The sequence below is a fragment of the Kribbella yunnanensis genome, assembly GCF_039529655.1.
GTDB lineage: Bacteria > Actinomycetota > Actinomycetes > Propionibacteriales > Kribbellaceae > Kribbella > Kribbella yunnanensis.
The window spans coordinates 646379-666320 of the sequence record NZ_BAAANF010000017.1 but is presented as its reverse complement, the minus strand read 5'-3'; the positions used below and the strand labels follow the sequence as shown (position 1 = coordinate 666320).

Sequence of the window (19942 nt, the reverse complement as noted above, 5' to 3'; positions counted from 1 at the left end):
GTTGTTCAGGTCCTCCGCAAATCAGGGTGTGGACACGACGAACGCCGTGCCGGAACCACGCAGGTTACAGGGTCCCTCGGGTCCACCCGCGAACGCGGACTGCCCGGCGGACAACGTCACACCGTCATAGGTGCCCCCGGCACCGACCTCGACCGTTCCGTCCACACAGCAAACGATCCGCGGACCGCTCCCAGTGACCGTCCGTTCACCGCCGTCGAGATCAACCCGCTGTACGGCGAAGTATTCGCACCCGGTCTCGTAGACACCGTCGGTTGCCGTCAGCACCGCGTCGGTCAACGGCTCGAAGTCGACAACCGACACCAGCTCCGGTACGTCGACGTACTTGCTCGTCAGCCCACCACGCAGCACGTTGTCCGAGTTGGCCATCACCTCGAACCCGAGCCCATGCAGATACGCATGCACGTTTCCAGCCGGCAGATACACCGCCTCGAACCGCTCCAACCGAACCCGGTTCAGCAGCAACGCCGCCAGCACACCCGGATCATCCGGGAAGTCCGCACACAACTTCGCGAGCGTCTCGACCTCGAGCGCATAAGCCTCACCGGCGTACTGCGCGCATGCCTCACCCAGCGCGGACACGAGCGGCCGGATGGAGTCCCGGTCGCTGCTCATGAAGTCCGTGAAGGCTTCCTGCAGCTTGCCGTCCCGCAGTTGCGCCGTCAGCCCCTCAAGGCCCACCGGCGCCAACGCCTCCAGCAACGCGACCGTCGACGCCAACGGCCGGAACCCGACCAGCGCGTCGAAGGGCTCCAACGCAATCAGGATCTCCGGCTTCGGCCAAGCGTCCTTGTAGTTCCGGTCGGCCGCATCCCGCGGAATCCCGGCCGCCTCGTCGCGCGCATACCCGTCGATCGCCTGCTCCCGCGAGGGGTGCGCCTGGATCGACAACGGCTGTCCCGCCGCCAGCAGTTTGGCCAGGAACGGGAACCGCCCCTCGAACCGCTCGGCCGTCTCCACACCCAGTACGTCGGATGCGCCGGCCGTGACCGCGTCGTACAGGGAGTCGCCTGACGGCAGCACGGACGGCGCCGACTCGTGCGCGCCCATCCACATCTCGGCCTGCGGCTTGCCGTCCGGTTCCACACTGAGCAGCTGCGCCAGTGCGGTCGTCGAGCCCCACGCGTAGTCGCGGATGGTGTTCTGCAGCCGAACTACCACGCTGGGTCCTCCGACGGGATGCCCGGCTCGGCCGGTGCGTCGTCGGCCGCGGTGCCGTAGCGCCCCAGGCCGATACCGAGGTACGCCGCGGCATACCGGCCGTGCTGGGTCAGAGCGGCGTACCGCGCGATGTCCGTCCCGTCGGCCTGCTTCACGACGTGCACGCGCACCTCGTGCCGCTCGGCCTTGAGCGCCAGCTTGTTGCGGGTCTCGATGACCGAGTCGTCAGCCAGACCGTCGTCCAGAATGATCAGTGCGGGCCGCAACTCGTCGCCCTGGTCGAACGGGTCGGCGAACAGGTCCCGCGGCGGCTGGTTGAGCACCGGCAACAGGTGACCGGCATCAGCCGCCAGCGCCGGACGGCCACTGGCCAGCCGCAGCGCCTCGACCACTCGGCGCGCAGCACGAGCAGCCAGCACCGAGCCGCCCCACACCAGCGGCAGCGAGTCGGCCAGCACGAGCGCGAACTCCTTGCCCGGGTTGGACGACACGTCCTTGTTCGGTGAGCAGGCGATCGCCACGTCGTCGAGCATCTCGGCCACGGACTTGGCGTCCACAACCGGCCCGAGGTCCATCTGGTGCAGCCCCTGCAGTACGGCGACTGCTGCGGCGAGCTGGTCATCGGACTGCGACGGCAGCCGGATCGCGTGTCGCAGACCGGCCGAGGCGATCGCCACCGGCGAGTCCGCGGGCGCAGCGACCATCAGACCGCAACCGCGACGCGCAGCCTCGGCAGCAGCCGACACCGCGTCGTTGTCCTCGGACTGTCCGCCCAGCACGATCACCAGATCCAGCGGACCGGCCCACCCGGGCAGACCCGGACCGGGCCACGCCACGAACGGCACCGGGCAGACCGGCTCCAGCACAGCGCGCACCAGCCGAGCGTCCCGGCCGGCCGCCACAATGGCCCGCGGCCGGAAGCCATCAGAAGTCAGCGAGGACAGTACGTCGTCCGCCGCCTCCAGCTCGGCCCGCACGCGCGCACCGGCCATCGCCAACCGCCGCAACAGGTGATCGGCGTCCCGCAACGCAGCCGGGTCATCCAACCGCGAGTCATCGAAAGTGCTCATGCCTGGCTCGCGGTCTCCTCGGTGCGGGTGTCCCGCGCCTCGTCGATCAGCAGCACCGGGATGTCGTCGCGCACCGGGTACGCCAGCGCGCAGCCGGTGTTGGTGCAGACCAGCTCGTTGGCCTCGTCGTCCACCCGGAACTCCGAGCGGCACTTCGGGCAGACCAGGATGCTCAGCAGGTCCGGGTCCAGATTGACTGCCATCAGTTCTTCCCCTCGTTCGACAACACTGTCGCAGGCGTGCCGGTGATCAGCGCCAGTACTTCGTCACGGACGCGCTCCATGGTGGCGCGGTCCGCCGCTTCGACGTTCAGCCGCAGCAACGGCTCGGTGTTGGAGGTCCGGACGTTGAACCACCACTGTGGCGCGGACACGGTCAAGCCGTCCAGGCGGTCGAGGGTGATGTCGGCCTGGCCGCCGTACGTGTCCTCGATCGCGGCGACCGTCGCCGCTGCGTCCTCGACCTTGTTGTTCAGCTCGCCGGACGACACGTAGCGCTCGTACACGGCGAACAGCTCGCTGGCCGGCTTGTCCTGCTCACCCAGCGCGGCCAGCACGTGCAGTGCGGCCAGCATGCCGGTGTCGGCCCGCCAGAAGTCCTTGAAGTAGTAGTGTGCCGAGTGCTCGCCACCGAAGACCGCATCGGTCTCGGCCATCTTCTGCTTGATGTTGGAGTGCCCGACCCGCGTCCGCACCGGTACGCCGCCGTGCTCGGTCACCAGCTCCGGCACTGCCTTCGAGGTGATCAAGTTGTAGAGGATGGTCGCGCCAGGGTGCTTGGCCAGCTCCCGTACGGCGACAGCTCCGGTGATCGCACTCGGCGAGATCGGGTCGCCCTTCTCGTCGATCACGAAGCAGCGGTCGGCGTCGCCGTCGAAGGCCAGCCCGAGATCGGCACCGCCCTCGCGCACCTTCGCCTGCAGGTCGACCAGGTTCTTCGGGTCGAGCGGGTTCGCCTCGTGGTTCGGGAAGTTGCCGTCCAGCTCGAAGTACATCGGGACGATCTCGACCGGACCGGTCGCGAAGACGGCCGGCACGGTGTGCCCGCCCATCCCGTTGCCGGCGTCGACGACCACTCGCAGCGGCCGGATCTTCGACAGGTCGACCAGGTCGTGCAGATGATCGGCGTACGCGGTGAGCAGGTCCTTCTCGCGGATCGTGCCCGGTACGGCGGTCGCCACCGGGCCGTCGACGAGCGCCTTCTCGACCAGGTCGGCGATGTCCCGCAGCCCGGAGTCCGCACCGACCGGCGCGGCGCCGGCGCGGCACAGCTTGATGCCGTTGTACTGCGCCGGGTTGTGGCTCGCGGTGAACATCGCGCCCGGCAGGTCCAGCCGGCCGGAGGCGAAGTACAGCTGGTCGGTCGAGGCCAGCCCGATCATGATCACGTCGGCGCCGGTGCTGGTCACGCCCTCGGCGAAGGCAGCCGCCAGCGCCGGGCTGGACGGCCGCATGTCGTACCCGACCACGACCGCTCCGGGACCCGCGAGCACGTCCAGGACCTCGACGAACGCAGCCCCGGTCGCCCGGGCTACCGACTCGTCGAACTGATCCGGGACGACCCCGCGAACGTCGTACGCCTTGAAGATCGCCGCAACGTCAACCATGCGTGGACCTTATCCGGCTCCGTGTAAAAGCTGTATTTCAGCCCTTCTCGAACCAACCAGTCTCGCCGCGATGATGCACCTCAGGCAGCTGCCGCGGTACGACGGGAGCCGCCCAGCCGACCGCGTTCGCGATCACCTGCTGCACGTCGGAGTTGTGGTACGTCGGGAACTCCTGATCGCCCGGGCGGAAGTAGAACACCCGGCCCTGGCCGCGGCGGTAGGCGGCGCCCGAGCGGAACACCTCGCCACCGCTGAACGAGCTGATGAAGACCAGTTCGTCCGGCTGCGGGATGTCGAACAGCTCGCCGTACATCTCCTCGCGCTCGATCACCAGCGGATGCGGGATCCCGCGCGCGATCGGGTGTCCGGCCGCGACCGTCCAGATCAGCTCGCGGTCGTTCTCGGCCCGCCAGTCCAGTGAGCAGGTGGTGCCCATCAGCTTGATGAAGATCTTGCTGAAGTGCGCGGAGTGCAGCGCGATCAGACCCATGCCGGACAGCACGTGCTTGTGCACCCGCTCGACGATCGCGTCGTCGACCTGATCGTGCGCCGCGTGCCCCCACCAGGTGAGTACGTCGGTCTCGGCCAGCACCTCCTCGGTCAGACCGTGCTCGTCCTGCTGCAGCCACGCCGTACGGACGACGACGTCCTGGCCGAGCTTGGCCCGCAGCGCCGACGCGATCGTCTCGTGCATGGTGTCCGGGTACAGCTTGCGGACGGTCTCGTCGCGACCCTCGTGGACGTTCTCGCCCCAGACGGTGACACGAATCGGATCAGTCATGCAGCACTACCTCTCGTCCTGCCTTCGCCGAGGCGTAGCAGGCGTCGATGACCTCGGTGCGGAGGAGCGCCTCCGACCCGTTCTGCCCTTCCCAGTCGCCGCTCTGGACGATCCGGACGAACTCCCGCACCACTGCGCGGTGGCCGAGCCCCGGACCGGTCGCGGGCCGCACCTCGGCCGGGATACCGGCGACATCGGTGTAGATCCGCAGCGTGTCGTCGTTCGTGTAGTTCTGGACGTCGATCTTCGCCCCGCCCTCGGTACCGAACAGCTCGATACCGAAGTTGTCCCCTGGCGCCCGGTACGTCGCCCAGCTGGTCTCCAGCTGCAGTGCGCCGCCACCCTCGAGTCGCAGGTACGCCGTCGCCAGGTCCTCGACCTCGAACTTCGAACCGAGCGTGTCGACGACCGGCCGTTCCACACTGTGCACGCTGCCCCGGCCGCGCGGGCCGAGCTCGGCGAACGTGTTCGCCGACACTGTGGTCACCTGCGGCTCACCGAGCAGGTGGAGAGCCATATCGAGGATGTGGACACCGAGGTCGATCAGCGGACCGCCACCGGACAGCTCCCGGTTGGTGAACCAGCCACCCATGCCGGGGATGCCGTTGCGGCGCATCCAGTGCGCCTTGGCGTAGTAGATGCGGCCGAGCTGGCCCTCGTCGATCTGGTGCTTCAGTGCGATGACGTCACCGCGCTCACGGTGGTTGAACACCACCTTGAGCACCCGGCCGGCCTTCTTCGAGGCCTCCACCATCGCAGTGCCCTCAGCGACAGTCCTGGCCAGCGGCTTCTCCGACAGCACGTGCAGACCCTTCTCCAGCGCCGCAAGCGCGATCGGGGCGTGCAACTGAGTCGGCGTACCGATGCTGACCGCCTCCAGGCCTTCGGTCTGGAGCAGGTCCTCCCACTTCTCGTACAGGTGCGGTACGGCGTGTTTCTCGCCCAGGCTGGTCAGCAGGTCCTTCTCCAGCCCCGCCAGCGCGATCACCTCGACATCCGGCAGCTCGGAGAACGCCTCCAGCGCGGTGCGCCCCGCAAAACCCAGCCCAACAACTCCGACCCGCAGCTTTTGATCGTTCACACCAGCGATCCTCTCCCGTGACAACGATGGTCACAAGAAGGGTTCCACAGTGCGGAACTCACTCTTCGTCGGTGTCGAACTCCGGGTCGATTTGTTCCGGCGACAGGGCCAGTACGTCGGCCAGTTCGAGGACGAGGGCGGATCGGACCAGCCAGGCGAGGCCGGCGCCGGAGCGTTCGGCGCGGAGCTCGATCGGGCGCCGGAACACCACGATCCGGTACGGCTCGTGCGACGTACCGCCGGTGGCGTGCGTGAGCGGGATCTCGGTCGCGTCGAGCTCCAGGGTCGGCACGTCCTCGATGGCGAACTCGACCCGGGCGACGACCTGCGGCAGCCGCTTCTCCAGTCGCGTCACCTCGATCGCGACCACCTCGTCGAACTGGGCCGCAGCCGAGCGTTGCAGCGGCAGACCACGCGGCGCGAAGGAGCTCGGCCGGCTGATCGGTCCGAGCATGCCGCGCCCATGGCGGTCGATGTGCCTGCGATGACGGCGAGCCTCGGTCACGCGCTCAGCCTAGTGGGGGTAACGTCTTGTCGTGAGCATCGCCAGGATCTGTTCGCGCGCCGCCTGTCATTCGCCGGCCGTTTCGACGCTCACCTACGTCTATGCCGACTCGACCTGTGTGATCGGTCCACTCGCGACGTACGCCGAGCCGCACTGCTACGACCTCTGCGCCGACCATGCCGACCGGTTGACCGCTCCGAACGGCTGGGAGGTCATCCGGCTCGCTCCGGACCCCGCTGCTGCCGGACCGTCGACGGACGACCTGGAAGCACTGGCCAACGCGGTCCGTGAGGCGGCTCGCCCGCTGCCCCGCCGCGAACCGAGCGCCGACATCCCGGGCGCGCCGGTCGAGGTCACCCGCCGTGGTCACTTGCGGATGCTGCGCGACCCCGACGGCAACTGACCTCTTAGCGCAGCGCCGACCGTACGTCGGGCTGTGCGCCCAGTTGGGCCCGGAACACCAGTGAGGTGTTCAGCGGCCACGCAGCGACCTGCGGCGTGTCGTCACTCTTGGGGTTCGGCATCAGCGTGACACCCGCGACAACCGCGCCACGCGTCTGCTCCACCGTCAGGTATGTCGGCCCGCTCTGCGGCTTGAACGCGATCTGAGTCGTCGAACCGGCGATCACGTCGACCGCCCGGCTCTGCAGCGACTTGCCCGCCGCATCCCGCAGATCGAGCTTCACACTCGATGCCTTGCCCGGAGCCGTCACCTGCAGGATGGCCGGCTGCGCATGAGCCGGCAGCACCAGGTACGCCGGTCCGGTCAGCCCTTCGGTCGCAGCGATCGACGCGAAGTCCGAACCACTCTTGTCGATCATCCGCAGCGACGCGGTCACCGGCTGGTCGGACACCAGGCTGATGCCACTGGCATCGCCATGCAGCACCTTGCTCAGGTCGATCGCGCTCACCGCACCTGCGGGCAGCCGAACCGTCTCCAGCCCGGCCGGTTTGAACGGGCCGTTCGGACCGTTCACCGTCAGGCTGATCGTGGCCTGCAGGTCCGACGGGTTCGCCAGCACCAGCTTCCGCTGCCCGGGGCCAGGCGCCGCGGCCGGCACGAACACCTTGGTCGACGGTGCGACCGAGGGGCCGATCCAGTCCACCCCGGCCGGCGTCTTGTCGGCCTTGGTCGCGTAGTCGCGCAGCGCCGGTGCCACTCGGCCACCGGTCGACACGACATGCAGCGCAAGGTCCTTCTGGCTGCGGGCGACCTGATCGAGGAACAGCTCGTACGTCGACCGGGCCGGGATCACGAGTCCGCGTGCGGACGGCAGATCCAACTGGCCCTTGTTCGAGTAGATCGTCACGTTCACTGAAGCGTTGACGCTGTCCAGGTTCGTCAGCGTGAGCACGTCACGACGATCGGGGGCCGTGGACGCACCGACGTACCAGAAATCGGAGCCGGGTAGCTGACACGGCGCACTGGCCATTCCGCTGTTCACACCGCTCGTGGCAATCGCCGTACTGGTCCCTACTGCACCTGCGGCGAGTGGGCCGGTACCGCGGATCGACAGGACCTGTGGCTGAGTGGCCGCAGGACTCGAGCCGACCTTGCCGCGAACCAGCAGTGAGCCGACCGGACCAGCGGTCGCAGCCAACGGTGTGATCGACAGCGGCGTCGCGTTGCCGTGCGCGACCGGCGTCCCCTCCGGCAGGGTCGGGGCCACGCCGTTCACCACGCTGGTCTGCTTGCCGCCTGCTGCCGGCGCCGGACACGCCAGTGCGGTCCGGTTGACGATCGAGCGAGTCGGCGCCTCTACGGCCTGCGGTTCGACGTTCGGCTGCTTCGGGTGGGTGACGACAGCCAGGCCACCGACCACGGCCATCGCCAGCACACACGCTCCGAGCCGGATGCGCGGATCCGACAGCACGCTGCTCATCGGTCCCTCCTGGCATGAGTGCCATGCGGTACGGCGACTGTCCGGCGGACTGTCGGCAGACAGAAGATCAGCGCGATGATCCACCCGATCAGACCGAGGATTCGCCACAGGGTGTGGGTCACGTCGTCCAGCGGTGATTTGCCGTCACCGTTCGACCGGTCCACCAACCAGGCGGCGTCACCGTCGTTGGCACTGGCCCGACTGAGGCCCGGCAACGAGTCGAGTGTCGACTGCAAGGTTGCGTCCACCGGTGCGGGCAGATAGACGTAGTCGACGGCCAGAGCAGCCAGCTGACGTCCTTCCTCACCGGAGCCACCGCCACCCAGCGTCGACAGTACGTCGGTGATCGGCTTGACCTGCTCAGGTTTCGGAGCAGCCTCGACCGAGCCCATCCGCGGACCGCCGTCCTTGACCAGCGAATACCGCATCGGGCTGCCCGCAGCCTTGCGGACGATCAGAATCGAGTCATTCGCCGGTGGGCCCTGTGCGGACACCAGGTAGGCCGGGAGGTCCTGCGCCGGCCCACGCCACAGCGGTCCGTCGACACCACGCACCAGCCAGAAGCCGGCCGTCGCGATCGTCGTTACCAGCGCGATGCCGAGCACAGCCTGGATGAGGATCTCGCTGGTCTTGCCGATCGAGTCCCACGCCACCGTGACTGCAACGACCCAACCTGCGGTCATGAGGAACATCAGCGGACCACTGCCGCCGCCCAGCCGGCTCGCTACGAGTGTGCCGACCAGTCCGACCAGTGCGACGAACCAGCCGAGCAGCTCGTACTTCTGCCGCGACTCGCGCAGCAGGCTGACCAGAGCCACCAGGATCAGCGGTACGGCGAACCACCACGGCGTCGGGCCACCAACCGGCGTACCGGTCAGCAGGTGCGGCAGGCTGTCGCCCGGTCCGATCGCAGTGGTCGGCCGACCACCTGCCTCCTGGCCCAGCAACGACGGGTGCAGCACCAGCTGGATCGTCCACGGCAGCACCAGGACGAGACCGAGCACCACCGAGAAGACCAGCTGCCGGCCCTGACGACGCCAGCCAAGGCCCAGCACGCCACCGACGGCCAGAGTGACCGCCACGATGAGGCCGATGGCCGGAGTGAACGCGAACAGGACGGCCTGGCAGATGCCCGCGAACCACGCGGCCCGCCAGCTGCCCTGAATGACCACGCGACGGCGGCGAGCCACGGTGTGGACAGCAGCACCGAGCAGAGGCAGCGCGATCGCCGCCACCACTGTGCCGATCCGACCCTGCGTGATTGCGCCGTTCGTGAAGACTGCAATGCCGTACGCCGACGCGCCCCAAGCGCGGGCGCCACGGTTGACGATGAACGCGCGGAGCAACGCCCACGCGGCCAGTGCGGCCAGTGGGATCGCACCGAGCAGCAGAACGTTCGCAGCGCCGGAAGGCCCGAACATGACCGTGGAGAACGCCCAGAACTGCCCCAGCCAAGCAGGCGGTGTCACACCGGGCGGTGCGGATGCAGCTGCGTGCCAGAGCGCCGCGAGATTCTCGTGGGCGGGTAGCAGCAAGTTGGAGCGCAGGACGCCGCCACCGATCAGACTGCGCGCAGCGATGAACGTACCGAGTGCCAGCACCACCCACGCGACCAGGAACGGCCGCCGCATCAACTGTCGCCGCCAACGCGGCTGGTCGACGGCTACCCGGGCGGTGGACTTCGCACGACGCGCAGTGGTGACCACCTGCTCTTCCGGCTCATCCGCCCAGGCCTCACGGATCCGCTCGGAGATGGTGCTGGTGGTCTCCTCGAGGTTGTGCCGCAGTGCGTGCACCGACCGCGAGAACAGTCCCTTGATCTCGTCGTACGGGACCTTGTCCAGAGTGCGGCGGTCCTTGCGGGCCTGCGTCCAGCCACCGGCCAGCAGCGTGCCGAGCAAAGCCGTCCACTCGTCGACCGCACCGGACGGCGTCTTGCCGATCAGGAACCAGACCGACCGCATGATCGTGCCGAGCAGGAACCGCAGGATCAGAATCGGCAGCAGCTTGCCAGGAGCGTTCGCAAGAACGGTGTAGTACGCATGCGCGCGGTCGAGCTGGTATGCGTGCCGACGGGTGCCCGCCAGTGCTCGCTCACCGGTCGCGGCGGCCTGCGCGTGGTAGACCACCGCATCCGGCGCGACGCCGACCTGGAAACCGGCCCGGCTCGCCCGCCAGCCGAAGTCGATGTCGTCGCGGAACATCGGCAGCCGCGGGTCGAAACCCTTCAGCTTCTCCCAGACATCGCGACGCACCAGCATGCCGGCCGAGCTGACCGCCAGCACGTTGCGTGGCTGGTCGTGCTGGCCCTGGTCGAGCTCGCCGTTCTCGATACCGGTGTCGCGGCGGCCGCCGAGCGAGGTGGTGACGCCGACCTCGAGCAGATCGCGGTCCCGCGGCCAGAGCCGGAGCTTCGGCCCCCAGATCCCGACCTCGGGCGCGATGGTGGCCTGGAGCAACAACTTTTCGAGTGCCTTGGGCGCGGGTGCGCAGTCGTCGTGGAGCAGCCAGAGCCACTCGACCACCGGCATGTGCCCGTCATCGCCATACGGCCCGTACGGCGAGGGGATCGGCGCGAAACCGACGGTCTCGACGCCACGCGCCACCGCCGTACCGAAGCCGGTTCGGGCGGAGACGCTGACCACGGGCTCGACCCCTGGCATCGAGGCGAGCAACTCGGCGGTCTCGTCGGTGGATCCGGTGTCGACCGCGATCAGCCGGTCGGGGCGCGGGTTCAGTGCCCACAGCGCCTCGGACAGTCGCGGCAGCCAGGCCGCGCCCTCGTGCCCGACCACCACCGCGGTCACGACGTGCCGGACCCGCGGGCGACCCATCGGGTCGTCGATGTGATCGGTCGGGAAGTCGACAGAGTCGAAGAACTCCCAGCCGGCCGGAGCTTCTTGTTCCATGCGGAGCTGTGACACCTCAATGGGTACGGACGGTCTGGGTCACCATACAGCCGCCGAGGTGACGGCCGGAAAAGGCTCCGGAACGCCGCGGGCCCCGGTGACAGGTGGTCCCCCGGGGCCTCGCGGAAAGTTCTGTGAAGTTGTCTACGGACTGGTCCAGATGACCGTCAGACGGCCTTCTTCTTCAGCTTGCGGCGCTCCCGCTCCGACAGACCGCCCCAGATTCCGAAGCGCTCATCGTTGTGGAGTGCGTACTCCAGGCATTCTCCGCGGACGTCACACCCGAGGCAGACCTTCTTCGCCTCGCGGGTGGAACCGCCCTTCTCCGGGAAGAAAGCCTCTGGATCGGTCTGGGCGCACAGCGCCCGTTCCTGCCAGTTCGGCTCCTCCTCGATCGCCTCACCGTCGACAATCGCCAAGAGCTCTGTCACGGTACGACCTCCTCGACCCTGTTCGTTCCCCTGTACATGTGGGTTTGCGGTCCACATGCCTGACCTCGACCGTCCTGCACTCTGCAACGGTCCCCGATACCGAGTGTCAACGAACGACACGGTTGAAATTACATTCCTGCAATCCACGAAAGTCAAGCCGTGGTCTGCTATTGGCATCATCCGCAACATGGCTGCAAAACAACGAGAGGCCTGTGTACACAGGCCTCTCGTGTTCATGTGCTACAGCTGGAAATCCATGAAGTTGTTTCGTCAACCGGTTTCGGGTAAGGGCTTACAGCCTTACCTGGCAGGCATCCTGGGTCAGGACGGCTGCGACCACCAGCCCTGCTGACCCTGACCCTGCTGGCCCTGGTCGTCCTTCTCGGTCTCGGAAACCCGCGGGTCCACGCGGGTTTCGTCGGCCGCGGGCTCGGCGGCCGGCGCCGGCTCAGCGGCCTCCGGCGCGGCGGCCGGGGCCTCCTCGGCGGGCCATGACTGCTCACCGGCTTGCCAGGTCTGCTGACCCTCCGGCTGCGCCTGCTCGGCCTGCCCGGACTGTGCCGGCCACTCCTGCTGCGGGTAGTCCTGACCGGACGACCACTGCTGGCCGCCGTCACTCCACTGTGATCCCTGGCCCTGCTCCTGCGGCCACTGGTTGCCCTGGGCTTCCTGGCCGGACCACTGCTGCTGGCCTTCCGAGCTCCACTGCTGGGTCGGCTCGGTGCCCGGCTGGGCACCCGCGGACCAGGCCTGGTCGGCCGGAGCGTGCTGCTGGGCCTCGGCCTCGCCGGCGGACCAGGCGGGCTGCTGCTCGCCCTGGTTCCAGCTCTGCTCCTGCGGCCACTGCTGCTCGCCCTGAGCCGCCGCGTAACCGCCTGCGGCACCAGCGGCCGCACCTGCGCCGGCTGCTGCGGCATAACCGCCGTACTGGCCCTGCTGGCCGCCCTGCTCGAACTGGCCCTGCGGGTACTGACCCTGCTGGCCGAACTGGCCGCCCTGCGGGTACTGGCCCTGCTGGCCGTACTGGTTGCCGTACTGCCCCTGGGGGCCGAACTGACCCTGCTTCGGCGCACGCACCGCGGCCGGCAGGCCCTGGAAGGTGTTGAAGATGTAGTACGCGACCACGCCGAACAACGCGAGGCCGGCGAGTGACGAGATGAAGGTGGCGGTCTTCAGGGCGCCGGAGCCGTTGGCTCCGAACACCGCGAAGGTCGCGATGAGTCCGACCAGCACGGCCACACCGGTGATCGCGAGCGCGGCAGTCGTGACGAGCCGGGCGTTCGGCGTACGCTCACCCGCTTCGTTGACCAGCCACACCGATCCGGCCAGGGTGAGCAGCAGCACGACGCCACTGACTTCGGTCGGCGCGAGCCGACCCTGCGCCCGCAGGGCGTTGGTCGCGAACGTGCTGTCGCCGAAGAGCAGCAGGATCAGGACCGCCAGCACGGACAGGGCAGCGAAGGCGAGCAGAATGTACGCGACCGGCTCTCTGAGCTTCTTGGTTGCGTCGGTGACCACGAGGGCTCCTCGGGATGTTGGGGGCCGTACAACTGAGCTGTGCGGATGTTCGGACCCACCGCAGCATAGTCGTGCGGTGGCTCGGCGCATTGACGACTCGTGCAGACTCTTCCCATGCGATTGACAGTGCTGGCCGGCGGCGTCGGTGGATCCACCTTCATCCGCGGGCTACTGAAGGCCCGCCCGGACGCCGAGATCACCGTGGTGGGGAACACCGCCGACGACATCACCCTCTTCGGTCTGCGCGTCTGCCCGGACCTGGACACGGTGATGTACACCCTCGGTGGGGGGATCTCGAAGGAACGCGGCTGGGGCCGTGAGGACGAGACCTGGGTGATCAAGGAGGAGCTCGCCGAGTACGGCGTGGAGCCGACCTGGTTCGGTCTCGGTGACCGGGACGTAGCCACGCACCTGGTCCGGACCCAGATGCTGGACGCCGGCTACGGCCTGACCGCGGTCACCGAGGCACTGTGCCAGCGGTGGAAGCTCCCGGTCCGGCTGCTGCCGATGAGCGACGACCGGGTCGAGACCCACGTCGTCGTGGACGACCCTGAGCAGCCCGGTAAGCGCAAGGCCATCCACTTCCAGGAGTACTGGGTGCGCTGGCACGCCGAGGTCACTGCCCACCAGATCGTCGCGGTCGGCCAGGACAAGGCCAAGCCCGCGCCCGGCGTCCTGGAGGCCATCGCGGAAGCCGACGTGGTGCTGATCCCACCGTCCAACCCGGTGGTGTCGGTCGGCACCATCCTGGGCGTTCCGGGGATCCGGGACGCCGTGCGGGAGACCAAGGCCCCGGTGATCGGGCTGTCGCCGATCATCGGCACCGGTCCGGTCCGTGGGATGGCCGACAAGGTGCTGGCGGCGGTGGGCGTCGCGTCGACCGCCTCCGCGGTCGCCCGGTTCTACGGCTCGCGGACGACGGGCGGCGTACTGGACGGCTGGCTGATCGACACCTCGGACTCGATCCAGGCCGATTCGATCGCCGGAGCCGGAATTCACGTGCAGGCGGTGCCGTTGTGGATGACGGACGAGACCACCACCGCCGCGATGGCCGACGCGGCTCTGAACCTCGCGGAGGCAGTACGGCGATGAGGAAACACCTGGAAGTCTTCCCGGTGACCGGACTACCCGAAGTAGCGGCCGGGGACGACCTGGCCGCGCTGATCGGCCCCGCGGACCTGCGCGACGGGGACGTCGTGTCCGTGACCTCCAAGATCATGAGCAAGGCCGAGGGCCGAGTCACCTACGGCACCCGGCGGGAGGCGGTCGACGCCGAGCTGGTGCGCGTCGTGGCGCAGCGCGGCGACACCCGGATCGTCCAGACCCGCCACGGCCTCGTGATGGCCGCTGCGGGCACGGACACGTCCAACACAGCCCCTGGCACGGTCCTGCTGCTCCCAGTGGACCCAGACGCCTCTGCGCGGGCGCTACGAGAGGCTCTGAAGGCCCAGTACGACGTGAACGTCGGTGTGGTCGTCACAGACACCCTCGGGCGACCATGGCGCAACGGACAGACCGATCTGGCCATCGGAGCCGCCGGAGTCCGCGTAGTGGAAGACCTCCGCGGTACGACGGACAGTCACGGCAATGTGCTCGCGGTGACCGAGCCGGCGGTGGCTGACGAGATAGCGAGCGCCAGTGAGCTCGTGAAGGGCAAGGCGGACGGCGTGCCGGTGGCGATCGTGCGTGGGCTGGCGGACGTCGTACTGCCGGTCGGAGAGCACGGTCCGGGCGCGCGGGCGCTGGTGCGGGACGCCGAACACGACATGTTCAGCCTGGGAACGCGCGAGGCGGCGCGGGCCGCCGTACTGGAGCGTCAGGCGCCTGCTGGACCCCGTGAGGTCGAGCCGGCGCTGTGGGACGGCCTGCTGAGCGAGGTCGAGGGCATCCACCTGGAGGTGCTCGACAGCGCGGTCACCGTCTTCGGTGAGGAGCCGGTGACAGTGGGCGTGATCGCGGAGCGTTTGGCGGTCCTGCTGCACGCCGAGGGCTACGGCGTGAGCGTGCGCACGGGGCCGGGGAGTGAGGCGACGGTCACGTTCGGCTCACGGTCCCGATAGTTTTCTAGGCAACTTCTTAGGTGCTTCTCGTACACTGCATCCGCACGGCGGCGCGATGGCCGCCCCGATCCGGGAAGACCAACACTGTGGGTAAAGCGTCATCGCAGAAGCAGGCACGCCGCGAAATGATCGAGAAGATGCAGCGTGACCAGGCAAAGTCCGACCGGAACCGGACGATCCTGATCGTGGTCGCCTCGATCGTCGTCGGCCTGGCGATCATCGCCTACCCGGCGATCAAGCTGATCCAGGACTCGCGGACCAAGGGCCAGGCCATCTCGGACTTCGGCGTCTCCGCGAGCGCAGCCTCGTGCGACACGCCCACCGACGACAAGGCCGGCGGCACCCAGGACCACAAGCCCGACGGCACCAAGATCATGTACAACGAGTCCCCGCCGTCGTCCGGCCCGCACTACAACACCTGGGCGCCGTTCGGGAAGAAGTTCTACACCCTGGCCGACCGCCCGGCGATCTCGAACCTGGTCCACAACCTGGAGCACGGCTACACGATCCTCTGGTACAAGGACACCCTCCCCAAGGACCAGATCGACCAGATCGAGCAGATCTCCAAGGGCAAACTCCCCGACACGTCCCTCGGCAAGTTCATCGCCGCCCCCTTCAAGGCCGACGAAGGCAAGCCCTGGCCCGACGGCAAGAACGTCGCCTTCGCCCACTGGTCCGGCAACAAGGCCGGCACCACCGAAGCCCTGGCCCACCGCCAGTTCTGCGGCTCAGTGAGCGGCGAAGCCCTCAAAAGCTTCATCGACAAGTACCCGGCCATGGACGCCCAGGAGCCCAACGGCGGCTGAGAAATCCCGTTCCTCGACGGCCGGGCCCACTGCGGGCCCGGCCGTTGGTCTACCCGGGCAGCAACTGCGCCTCGCCGCCACCTTCGCGGACCGAGTCCACGATCCGGGTGACCCGCGTCTTGTCCTCACGGATGCGAAGCCCCCACAGGGTCCGCACCGGATTCGCGTCGGCGTACTCGTCGAGTTGCTGGTGCATCCTGCGGATCAGGTCGTCCAAGGGAGCGTCCCGCCACCGGAACGGAACGATCGACTCGCTCTCGTTCCTGATGATGCAGCTGACCAACTCCTGGTCCAGCGCAAGATTCTTGGCGATCCTGGCGCGCTCCTCCCGCGCCTCCCGCTGCGCGAGTTCGTCCACCGGGTTGTTCACCGGCACCGTACGGCCTTGGAGTTCGTTGAAATAGACACCTTCGGCGTTCACGACCTGCTGCGCCCGGTTGTACGCCCGGTCCCAGAGCTTCTCCCGGCGTTCCTCGTCCGCGAAGTCCAACCCGGCCAGCGCCGCACCGCCGATCAGCATCGCGAAGATCCCCGCCTCGGTAGCCGCCCAGGCCAGCGCCTCACCACGGGTCGCACTCCCGTACTGCTTGACGAGCTGCTTCACCCCTTCGACCGGATCCAGCGAGGCCTCCAGACTGAGGTCGACCGACCCCTTGAAGTAGAAGTCCCCCACCGGCCCGTCGAACGGAAACCGCCCAGTCACCTTCGCGGCAGACAACACGATCTTGCGCCCCTTCTGCAGATCGTGCGTCATCTTCACCGGCGCATACTCGAAGCGAAGCGTCGTCCCGGCGAACCCCGTCGGCCCACTGACCTCGATCGCCGGCGTCACCCCGCTAGGCGATCCCTCAAGACTCCCCTTCAGCCGCACGTCGTTCCCGAACTTCTGCTCGAGCTCCCCCTTCGCCAAGGCCACGCTGCCGCCGCCGCTACTACTCTTCGTCCCCGGCCCACCGAGCGTCGCCGTCGTACTGCCCGACCCGTCGTTCCGCCCGAACTCACCCTTGAAGTCCACCTTCAGCTTGGCATCAAGCCCCGGCGGAATCTTCATCTGCGCAAGCTCAAACCCATGCTCCATAGCCGCCATCCGGCCCCGCAGCGCCACATCGGCAAAGTACGACGACATCGCGTCGTTGCCCGCAGTCTGCTGCCCGTGAATCGCCGCAGCCTGATGCGGTGGCAGACCAGCGGGCTCACTCCTGCTCTGCAGCGGCTCGGCGCGGCGTGAGACATCCCCAGAAACCTGCTCACGTTCGTCCACACCCCGAGTCTCAACTCCACCCCCGCCACCCACCACCGACATCAGCGCTGCTCTCCGGGCCAACTTCCCTGCCCACCCGGGAAAGCAGCCGCCGCCGAAGGCGGTGTCCTTCGGCGGCGGAGGCGGGGGACCTACAGGTACTTGGTGGCGTGGTCGGACTGGACTTGGGCTACCAGGTCTTTGACTCGTTCGCCGTCGGACAGCGGGCAGACCATGGTGACGTCCTGGGTGTGGACGATGATGTGGCTGCGTAGGCCGACCGTGGCAATCAAGTGGTTGGGGTCGTCGGTGACGATGATGTTGTCGTGGGAGTCGAGTAGGCAGCTCAACGTGGTGCCGTCGGTGCGGTTGCCGTTCGGGTCTTCCGCATACGTACCAGCCAGAGCAGCCCACGAGCCGACATCGAGCCAGTGCACAGGCATCGGTACGACGACCACCTCGGCATCGACCTTGCCCTGCGAAGCAGGCTCCATCACCGCATAGTCGACACTGATCTTCCGCAGATTCGGATAGATCCCAGCCAGCGTCGCATCGCGCTCAGGCGTATCCCAGACAGACGCGACCTGACGCAGATTCGCAGCCGACTCCGGCAGCAACTCGTCGAGCACGCTCAGCACAGTCTCGGCCCGCCACACGAACATCCCCGAGTTCCACCAGAACCGCCCGGTCGCCAGATACTCCTCAGCCGTCGCCAGATCCGGCTTCTCGCGGAACCGGTCCACGACAAACGCCGCCGTACCCTCGATCGCCGTACCGCGCTCGATGTATCCCAACCCGGTATGCGGATGCGTAGGCTCAATCCCAAATGTCACCAACGACCGCGGCCGCTCCTCCACCACCGCGAACCCAGCCTCAATCGCAGCCCGGAACTCATCCTCCGGACTGATCAAGTGGTCCGACCCTACAAACGCAACCACCGCATCCGGATCGTTCCGCGCCACAACAGCCGACGCGAGACCGACCGCATTCGCCGTGTCCCGGCGGGCCGGCTCACCGATGATGGCGTGCGGCCCGAGCTCGGGAAGCTCCTTGCGGACAACATCGGCGTACGCACCGACTGTGCACACATAGATGTTCTCCGGCTCGACGAGTCCTTGCAGCCGGTTGTACGCCACCCGCAGCAGCGACTCACCGGCCGCCAACGGCAGCACCTGCTTCGGCCTGTCGTCCCTGGACATCGGCCACAGCCGCGTCCCCGAGCCCCCGGCCAGGATCACCACGTTTCGCATGAGGAGAGACCCTACCGGGCGTCGGAAGCAGGTGGTGGCAACCGCAGGTGCGCGAGGTCCGGCGGTACCGGCGAATCCCCAGGCAGGAAGAACGCATCCGACTCCCCGTCGACCCCCGTCGCGGGCGCGTCGGTCAGCCGGAACCGGTCCCGCAACCGCCCGTAGAAGTCGGTCGGCCGCAACCGCACCAGCCGGAGCGGACGCGCCGATCCGTACACCCCGATCCAGTCCCCCGGATCCAGTACGCCGCGCAACTGCCCATCAATGCTCACCGCAGCCTGCCCCGAGTGCGGCAGCACCCGCAGTGCGATCGGCTCATCCGGCGCAGCGATCACACTCCGGTTGAACGTCATGTGCGGCGCCACCGGCGTGAACACGATCGCGTTGGTATTCGGCGACAAAATCGGCCCACCCGCCGCAAAGCTGTACGCCGTCGACCCAGTCGGCGTCGCCACGATCACCGCATCCGCCGAGTACGACGCCAGCAACCGCCCAGCCAGGTACACCCCGAGCGCCACCTGATGATCCCGAGCAAGCTTCTCCAGTACGACGTCATTCAGCGCCGTCACATCAAGCGCGAGCCCCCACCCGTTCCCCTCGGTACTCTCCGGCCGCACCGCCGGCGGCGGCAACGAAGGCCCATGCCCGTACCGCAGCAGCGACTCGATCCCATCCGGAATCTCCAGCGCCCGCGAAGCCCGCATCGTGAGCGTCATCCGCTCCTCGATCGTCGCCCCACCATGCTGCACCGCCTCGAGCGCCGCCTCCACGTCCTTGCACGCCACCTCGGTCAGGAACCCGACCTTCCCAAGATCCACCCCCAGTACGGCGGCATCGTTCTTCGCCGCGATCCGCGCACCCCGCAGGAACGTCCCGTCCCCACCCAGCGTCACCACCAGATCCGGATCCCCCGCGTGATGCAGCTCAGCCATCCCGCTCCGCCGACCTTCATGGTCCTTCCACACGTCGATATCGGTACACCCGATCCGGTGCTTCTCCGCCCAGGCCCGAACCGTCACAGCCGTCCGGACCGCAACCTCCCGCCCCTGGTGAACCACAAGCCCGATCCGCTCAACCACGCCGCATCCTCCTCAACCCAAGATTCCCCCACCGTAACCGCCACCCCCACCCCGCCCGGCGCCTTCCGTACGACGCGTTTGATGGGTCGACCCCAAGGCCGGTTAGTTGAGGCAGCTCGGGCGACGCCAACCGAGCCAGCCGCGACCCAACTCCCCAAACCGGTTCGGGGAGCACCAGCGCACTGCCGTAGCCATTCGGGGAGGACCCACCCCCCGAACACGACCGATATCCACCCCAAACCAGTTCGACACCAGCCGGCATCCTCCCCAAACCGGTTTGGGGAAGACCCGCCACCACTCTGTCCACACGGCTGGGGAGCCCTACCCGCCGATTCGGTGGGGTGCGCTCCCCAGTCGCGCCGTACTGCACCGATCTTGACACCACCCCCGAACGCTTAACTAGCCGGCTTTGAGGTGCACCCACCAAATGGGACTCGGTGAGGGGGCGGGGGTGGCGGGGCGGTACGGCGGTTGGCGGGGTGGGTGGGGAGGCCGGTGGGCTCTCCCGTTGGGTTGCCGGGCGGTTGGTGGGCTCGCGGGGGTA

The 19942-nt window shown here is 68.1% G+C and carries 18 protein-coding genes; 4 read left to right on the top strand and 14 right to left on the bottom strand.

Annotated features, from left to right (window positions below):
• Window positions 1–21 precede the first annotated feature (21 nt).
• Genes manA through ABD231_RS26465 form a run of 7 tightly spaced genes read right to left on the bottom strand, consistent with a single transcriptional unit; the run spans window position 22 to window position 6222 of the window.
• A complete protein-coding gene (manA, locus tag ABD231_RS26495; protein WP_344157534.1) occupies window positions 22–1179 on the bottom strand; it encodes a mannose-6-phosphate isomerase, class I in 1158 nt (385 codons plus the stop codon).
• Window positions 1173–2249: an SIS domain-containing protein gene (locus ABD231_RS26490; protein WP_344157531.1), complete on the bottom strand. Its 1077-nt coding sequence runs from the start codon at window positions 2247–2249 to the stop codon at window positions 1173–1175. The genes manA and ABD231_RS26490 overlap by 7 nt, the downstream gene beginning before the upstream one ends.
• A complete protein-coding gene (locus ABD231_RS26485; RefSeq protein WP_171678099.1) occupies window positions 2246–2452 on the bottom strand; it encodes a Trm112 family protein in 207 nt (68 codons plus the stop codon). Before ABD231_RS26485 ends, ABD231_RS26490 begins: the two co-directional genes overlap by 4 nt.
• Window positions 2452–3855, bottom strand: a complete 1404-nt coding sequence (locus ABD231_RS26480) for a phosphomannomutase/phosphoglucomutase (RefSeq protein WP_344157528.1) — start codon at window positions 3853–3855, stop codon at window positions 2452–2454. The genes ABD231_RS26485 and ABD231_RS26480 overlap by 1 nt, the downstream gene beginning before the upstream one ends.
• A gap of 37 nt (window positions 3856–3892) precedes the next feature.
• Entirely contained in the window at window positions 3893–4636 is a 744-nt protein-coding gene (locus tag ABD231_RS26475) for a ThuA domain-containing protein (RefSeq protein WP_344157525.1), read from the bottom strand.
• Complete coding sequence (locus ABD231_RS26470) at window positions 4629–5717, bottom strand: Gfo/Idh/MocA family protein (protein WP_344157522.1); 1089 nt, start codon at window positions 5715–5717, stop codon at window positions 4629–4631. Before ABD231_RS26470 ends, ABD231_RS26475 begins: the two co-directional genes overlap by 8 nt.
• Window positions 5718–5775: 58 nt before the next feature.
• Window positions 5776–6222, bottom strand: a complete 447-nt coding sequence (locus ABD231_RS26465) for a metallopeptidase family protein (RefSeq protein WP_344157519.1) — start codon at window positions 6220–6222, stop codon at window positions 5776–5778.
• 31 nt (window positions 6223–6253) lie between these two features.
• On the opposite strand from ABD231_RS26465, the gene ABD231_RS26460 reads away from it, so the two are divergent.
• Window positions 6254–6625: a DUF3499 domain-containing protein gene (locus ABD231_RS26460; protein ID WP_344157516.1), complete on the top strand. Its 372-nt coding sequence runs from the start codon at window positions 6254–6256 to the stop codon at window positions 6623–6625.
• Window positions 6626–6629: 4 nt separating this feature from the next.
• On the opposite strand, the gene ABD231_RS26455 is transcribed toward ABD231_RS26460, so the two are convergent.
• The 4 genes from ABD231_RS26455 to ABD231_RS26440 all read right to left on the bottom strand — a co-directional run bounded on the left by ABD231_RS26455 (window position 6630) and on the right by ABD231_RS26440 (window position 12963).
• On the bottom strand, window positions 6630–8105 hold the full coding sequence (locus ABD231_RS26455; protein WP_344157513.1) for a DUF5719 family protein: 1476 nt from the start codon (window positions 8103–8105) through the stop codon (window positions 6630–6632).
• A complete protein-coding gene (locus ABD231_RS26450; RefSeq protein ID WP_344157510.1) occupies window positions 8102–11014 on the bottom strand; it encodes a glycosyltransferase in 2913 nt (970 codons plus the stop codon). The genes ABD231_RS26455 and ABD231_RS26450 overlap by 4 nt, the downstream gene beginning before the upstream one ends.
• Before the next feature lie 167 nt (window positions 11015–11181).
• Complete coding sequence (locus ABD231_RS26445) at window positions 11182–11433, bottom strand: WhiB family transcriptional regulator (protein ID WP_203589828.1); 252 nt, start codon at window positions 11431–11433, stop codon at window positions 11182–11184.
• A gap of 333 nt (window positions 11434–11766) precedes the next feature.
• Window positions 11767–12963: a tripartite tricarboxylate transporter TctB family protein gene (locus tag ABD231_RS26440; RefSeq protein ID WP_344157505.1), complete on the bottom strand. Its 1197-nt coding sequence runs from the start codon at window positions 12961–12963 to the stop codon at window positions 11767–11769.
• A gap of 114 nt (window positions 12964–13077) precedes the next feature.
• Between ABD231_RS26440 and cofD the strand changes: the two genes are divergently transcribed.
• The 3 genes from cofD to ABD231_RS26425 all read left to right on the top strand — a co-directional run bounded on the left by cofD (window position 13078) and on the right by ABD231_RS26425 (window position 15829).
• Window positions 13078–14055, top strand: a complete 978-nt coding sequence (cofD, locus tag ABD231_RS26435) for a 2-phospho-L-lactate transferase (RefSeq protein WP_344157502.1) — start codon at window positions 13078–13080, stop codon at window positions 14053–14055.
• Window positions 14052–15023 carry a coenzyme F420-0:L-glutamate ligase gene (locus tag ABD231_RS26430; protein WP_344157499.1) on the top strand — a complete coding sequence of 324 codons (972 nt, stop codon included), beginning with the start codon at window positions 14052–14054 and terminating at the stop codon, window positions 15021–15023. The genes cofD and ABD231_RS26430 overlap by 4 nt, the downstream gene beginning before the upstream one ends.
• A 137-nt stretch (window positions 15024–15160) precedes the next feature.
• Window positions 15161–15829 (top strand): thioredoxin-like domain-containing protein, encoded by a 669-nt coding sequence (locus ABD231_RS26425; protein ID WP_344157496.1) that lies wholly within the window; start codon window positions 15161–15163, stop codon window positions 15827–15829.
• A 49-nt stretch (window positions 15830–15878) separates the two neighbouring features.
• Here ABD231_RS26425 and ABD231_RS26420 read toward each other — a convergent pair whose 3' ends face one another.
• From ABD231_RS26420 to ABD231_RS26410, 3 genes are all read right to left on the bottom strand, one after another.
• Window positions 15879–17090, bottom strand: a complete 1212-nt coding sequence (locus tag ABD231_RS26420; RefSeq protein ID WP_344157493.1) for a hypothetical protein — start codon at window positions 17088–17090, stop codon at window positions 15879–15881.
• Between the two features lie 131 nt (window positions 17091–17221).
• Window positions 17222–18319 (bottom strand): mannose-1-phosphate guanylyltransferase, encoded by a 1098-nt coding sequence (locus ABD231_RS26415; protein WP_344157490.1) that lies wholly within the window; start codon window positions 18317–18319, stop codon window positions 17222–17224.
• 11 nt (window positions 18320–18330) lie between these two features.
• Window positions 18331–19398, bottom strand: coding sequence for an NAD(+)/NADH kinase (locus ABD231_RS26410; RefSeq protein ID WP_344157487.1), 1068 nt, complete (start codon window positions 19396–19398; stop codon window positions 18331–18333).
• Window positions 19399–19942 lie beyond the last annotated feature (544 nt).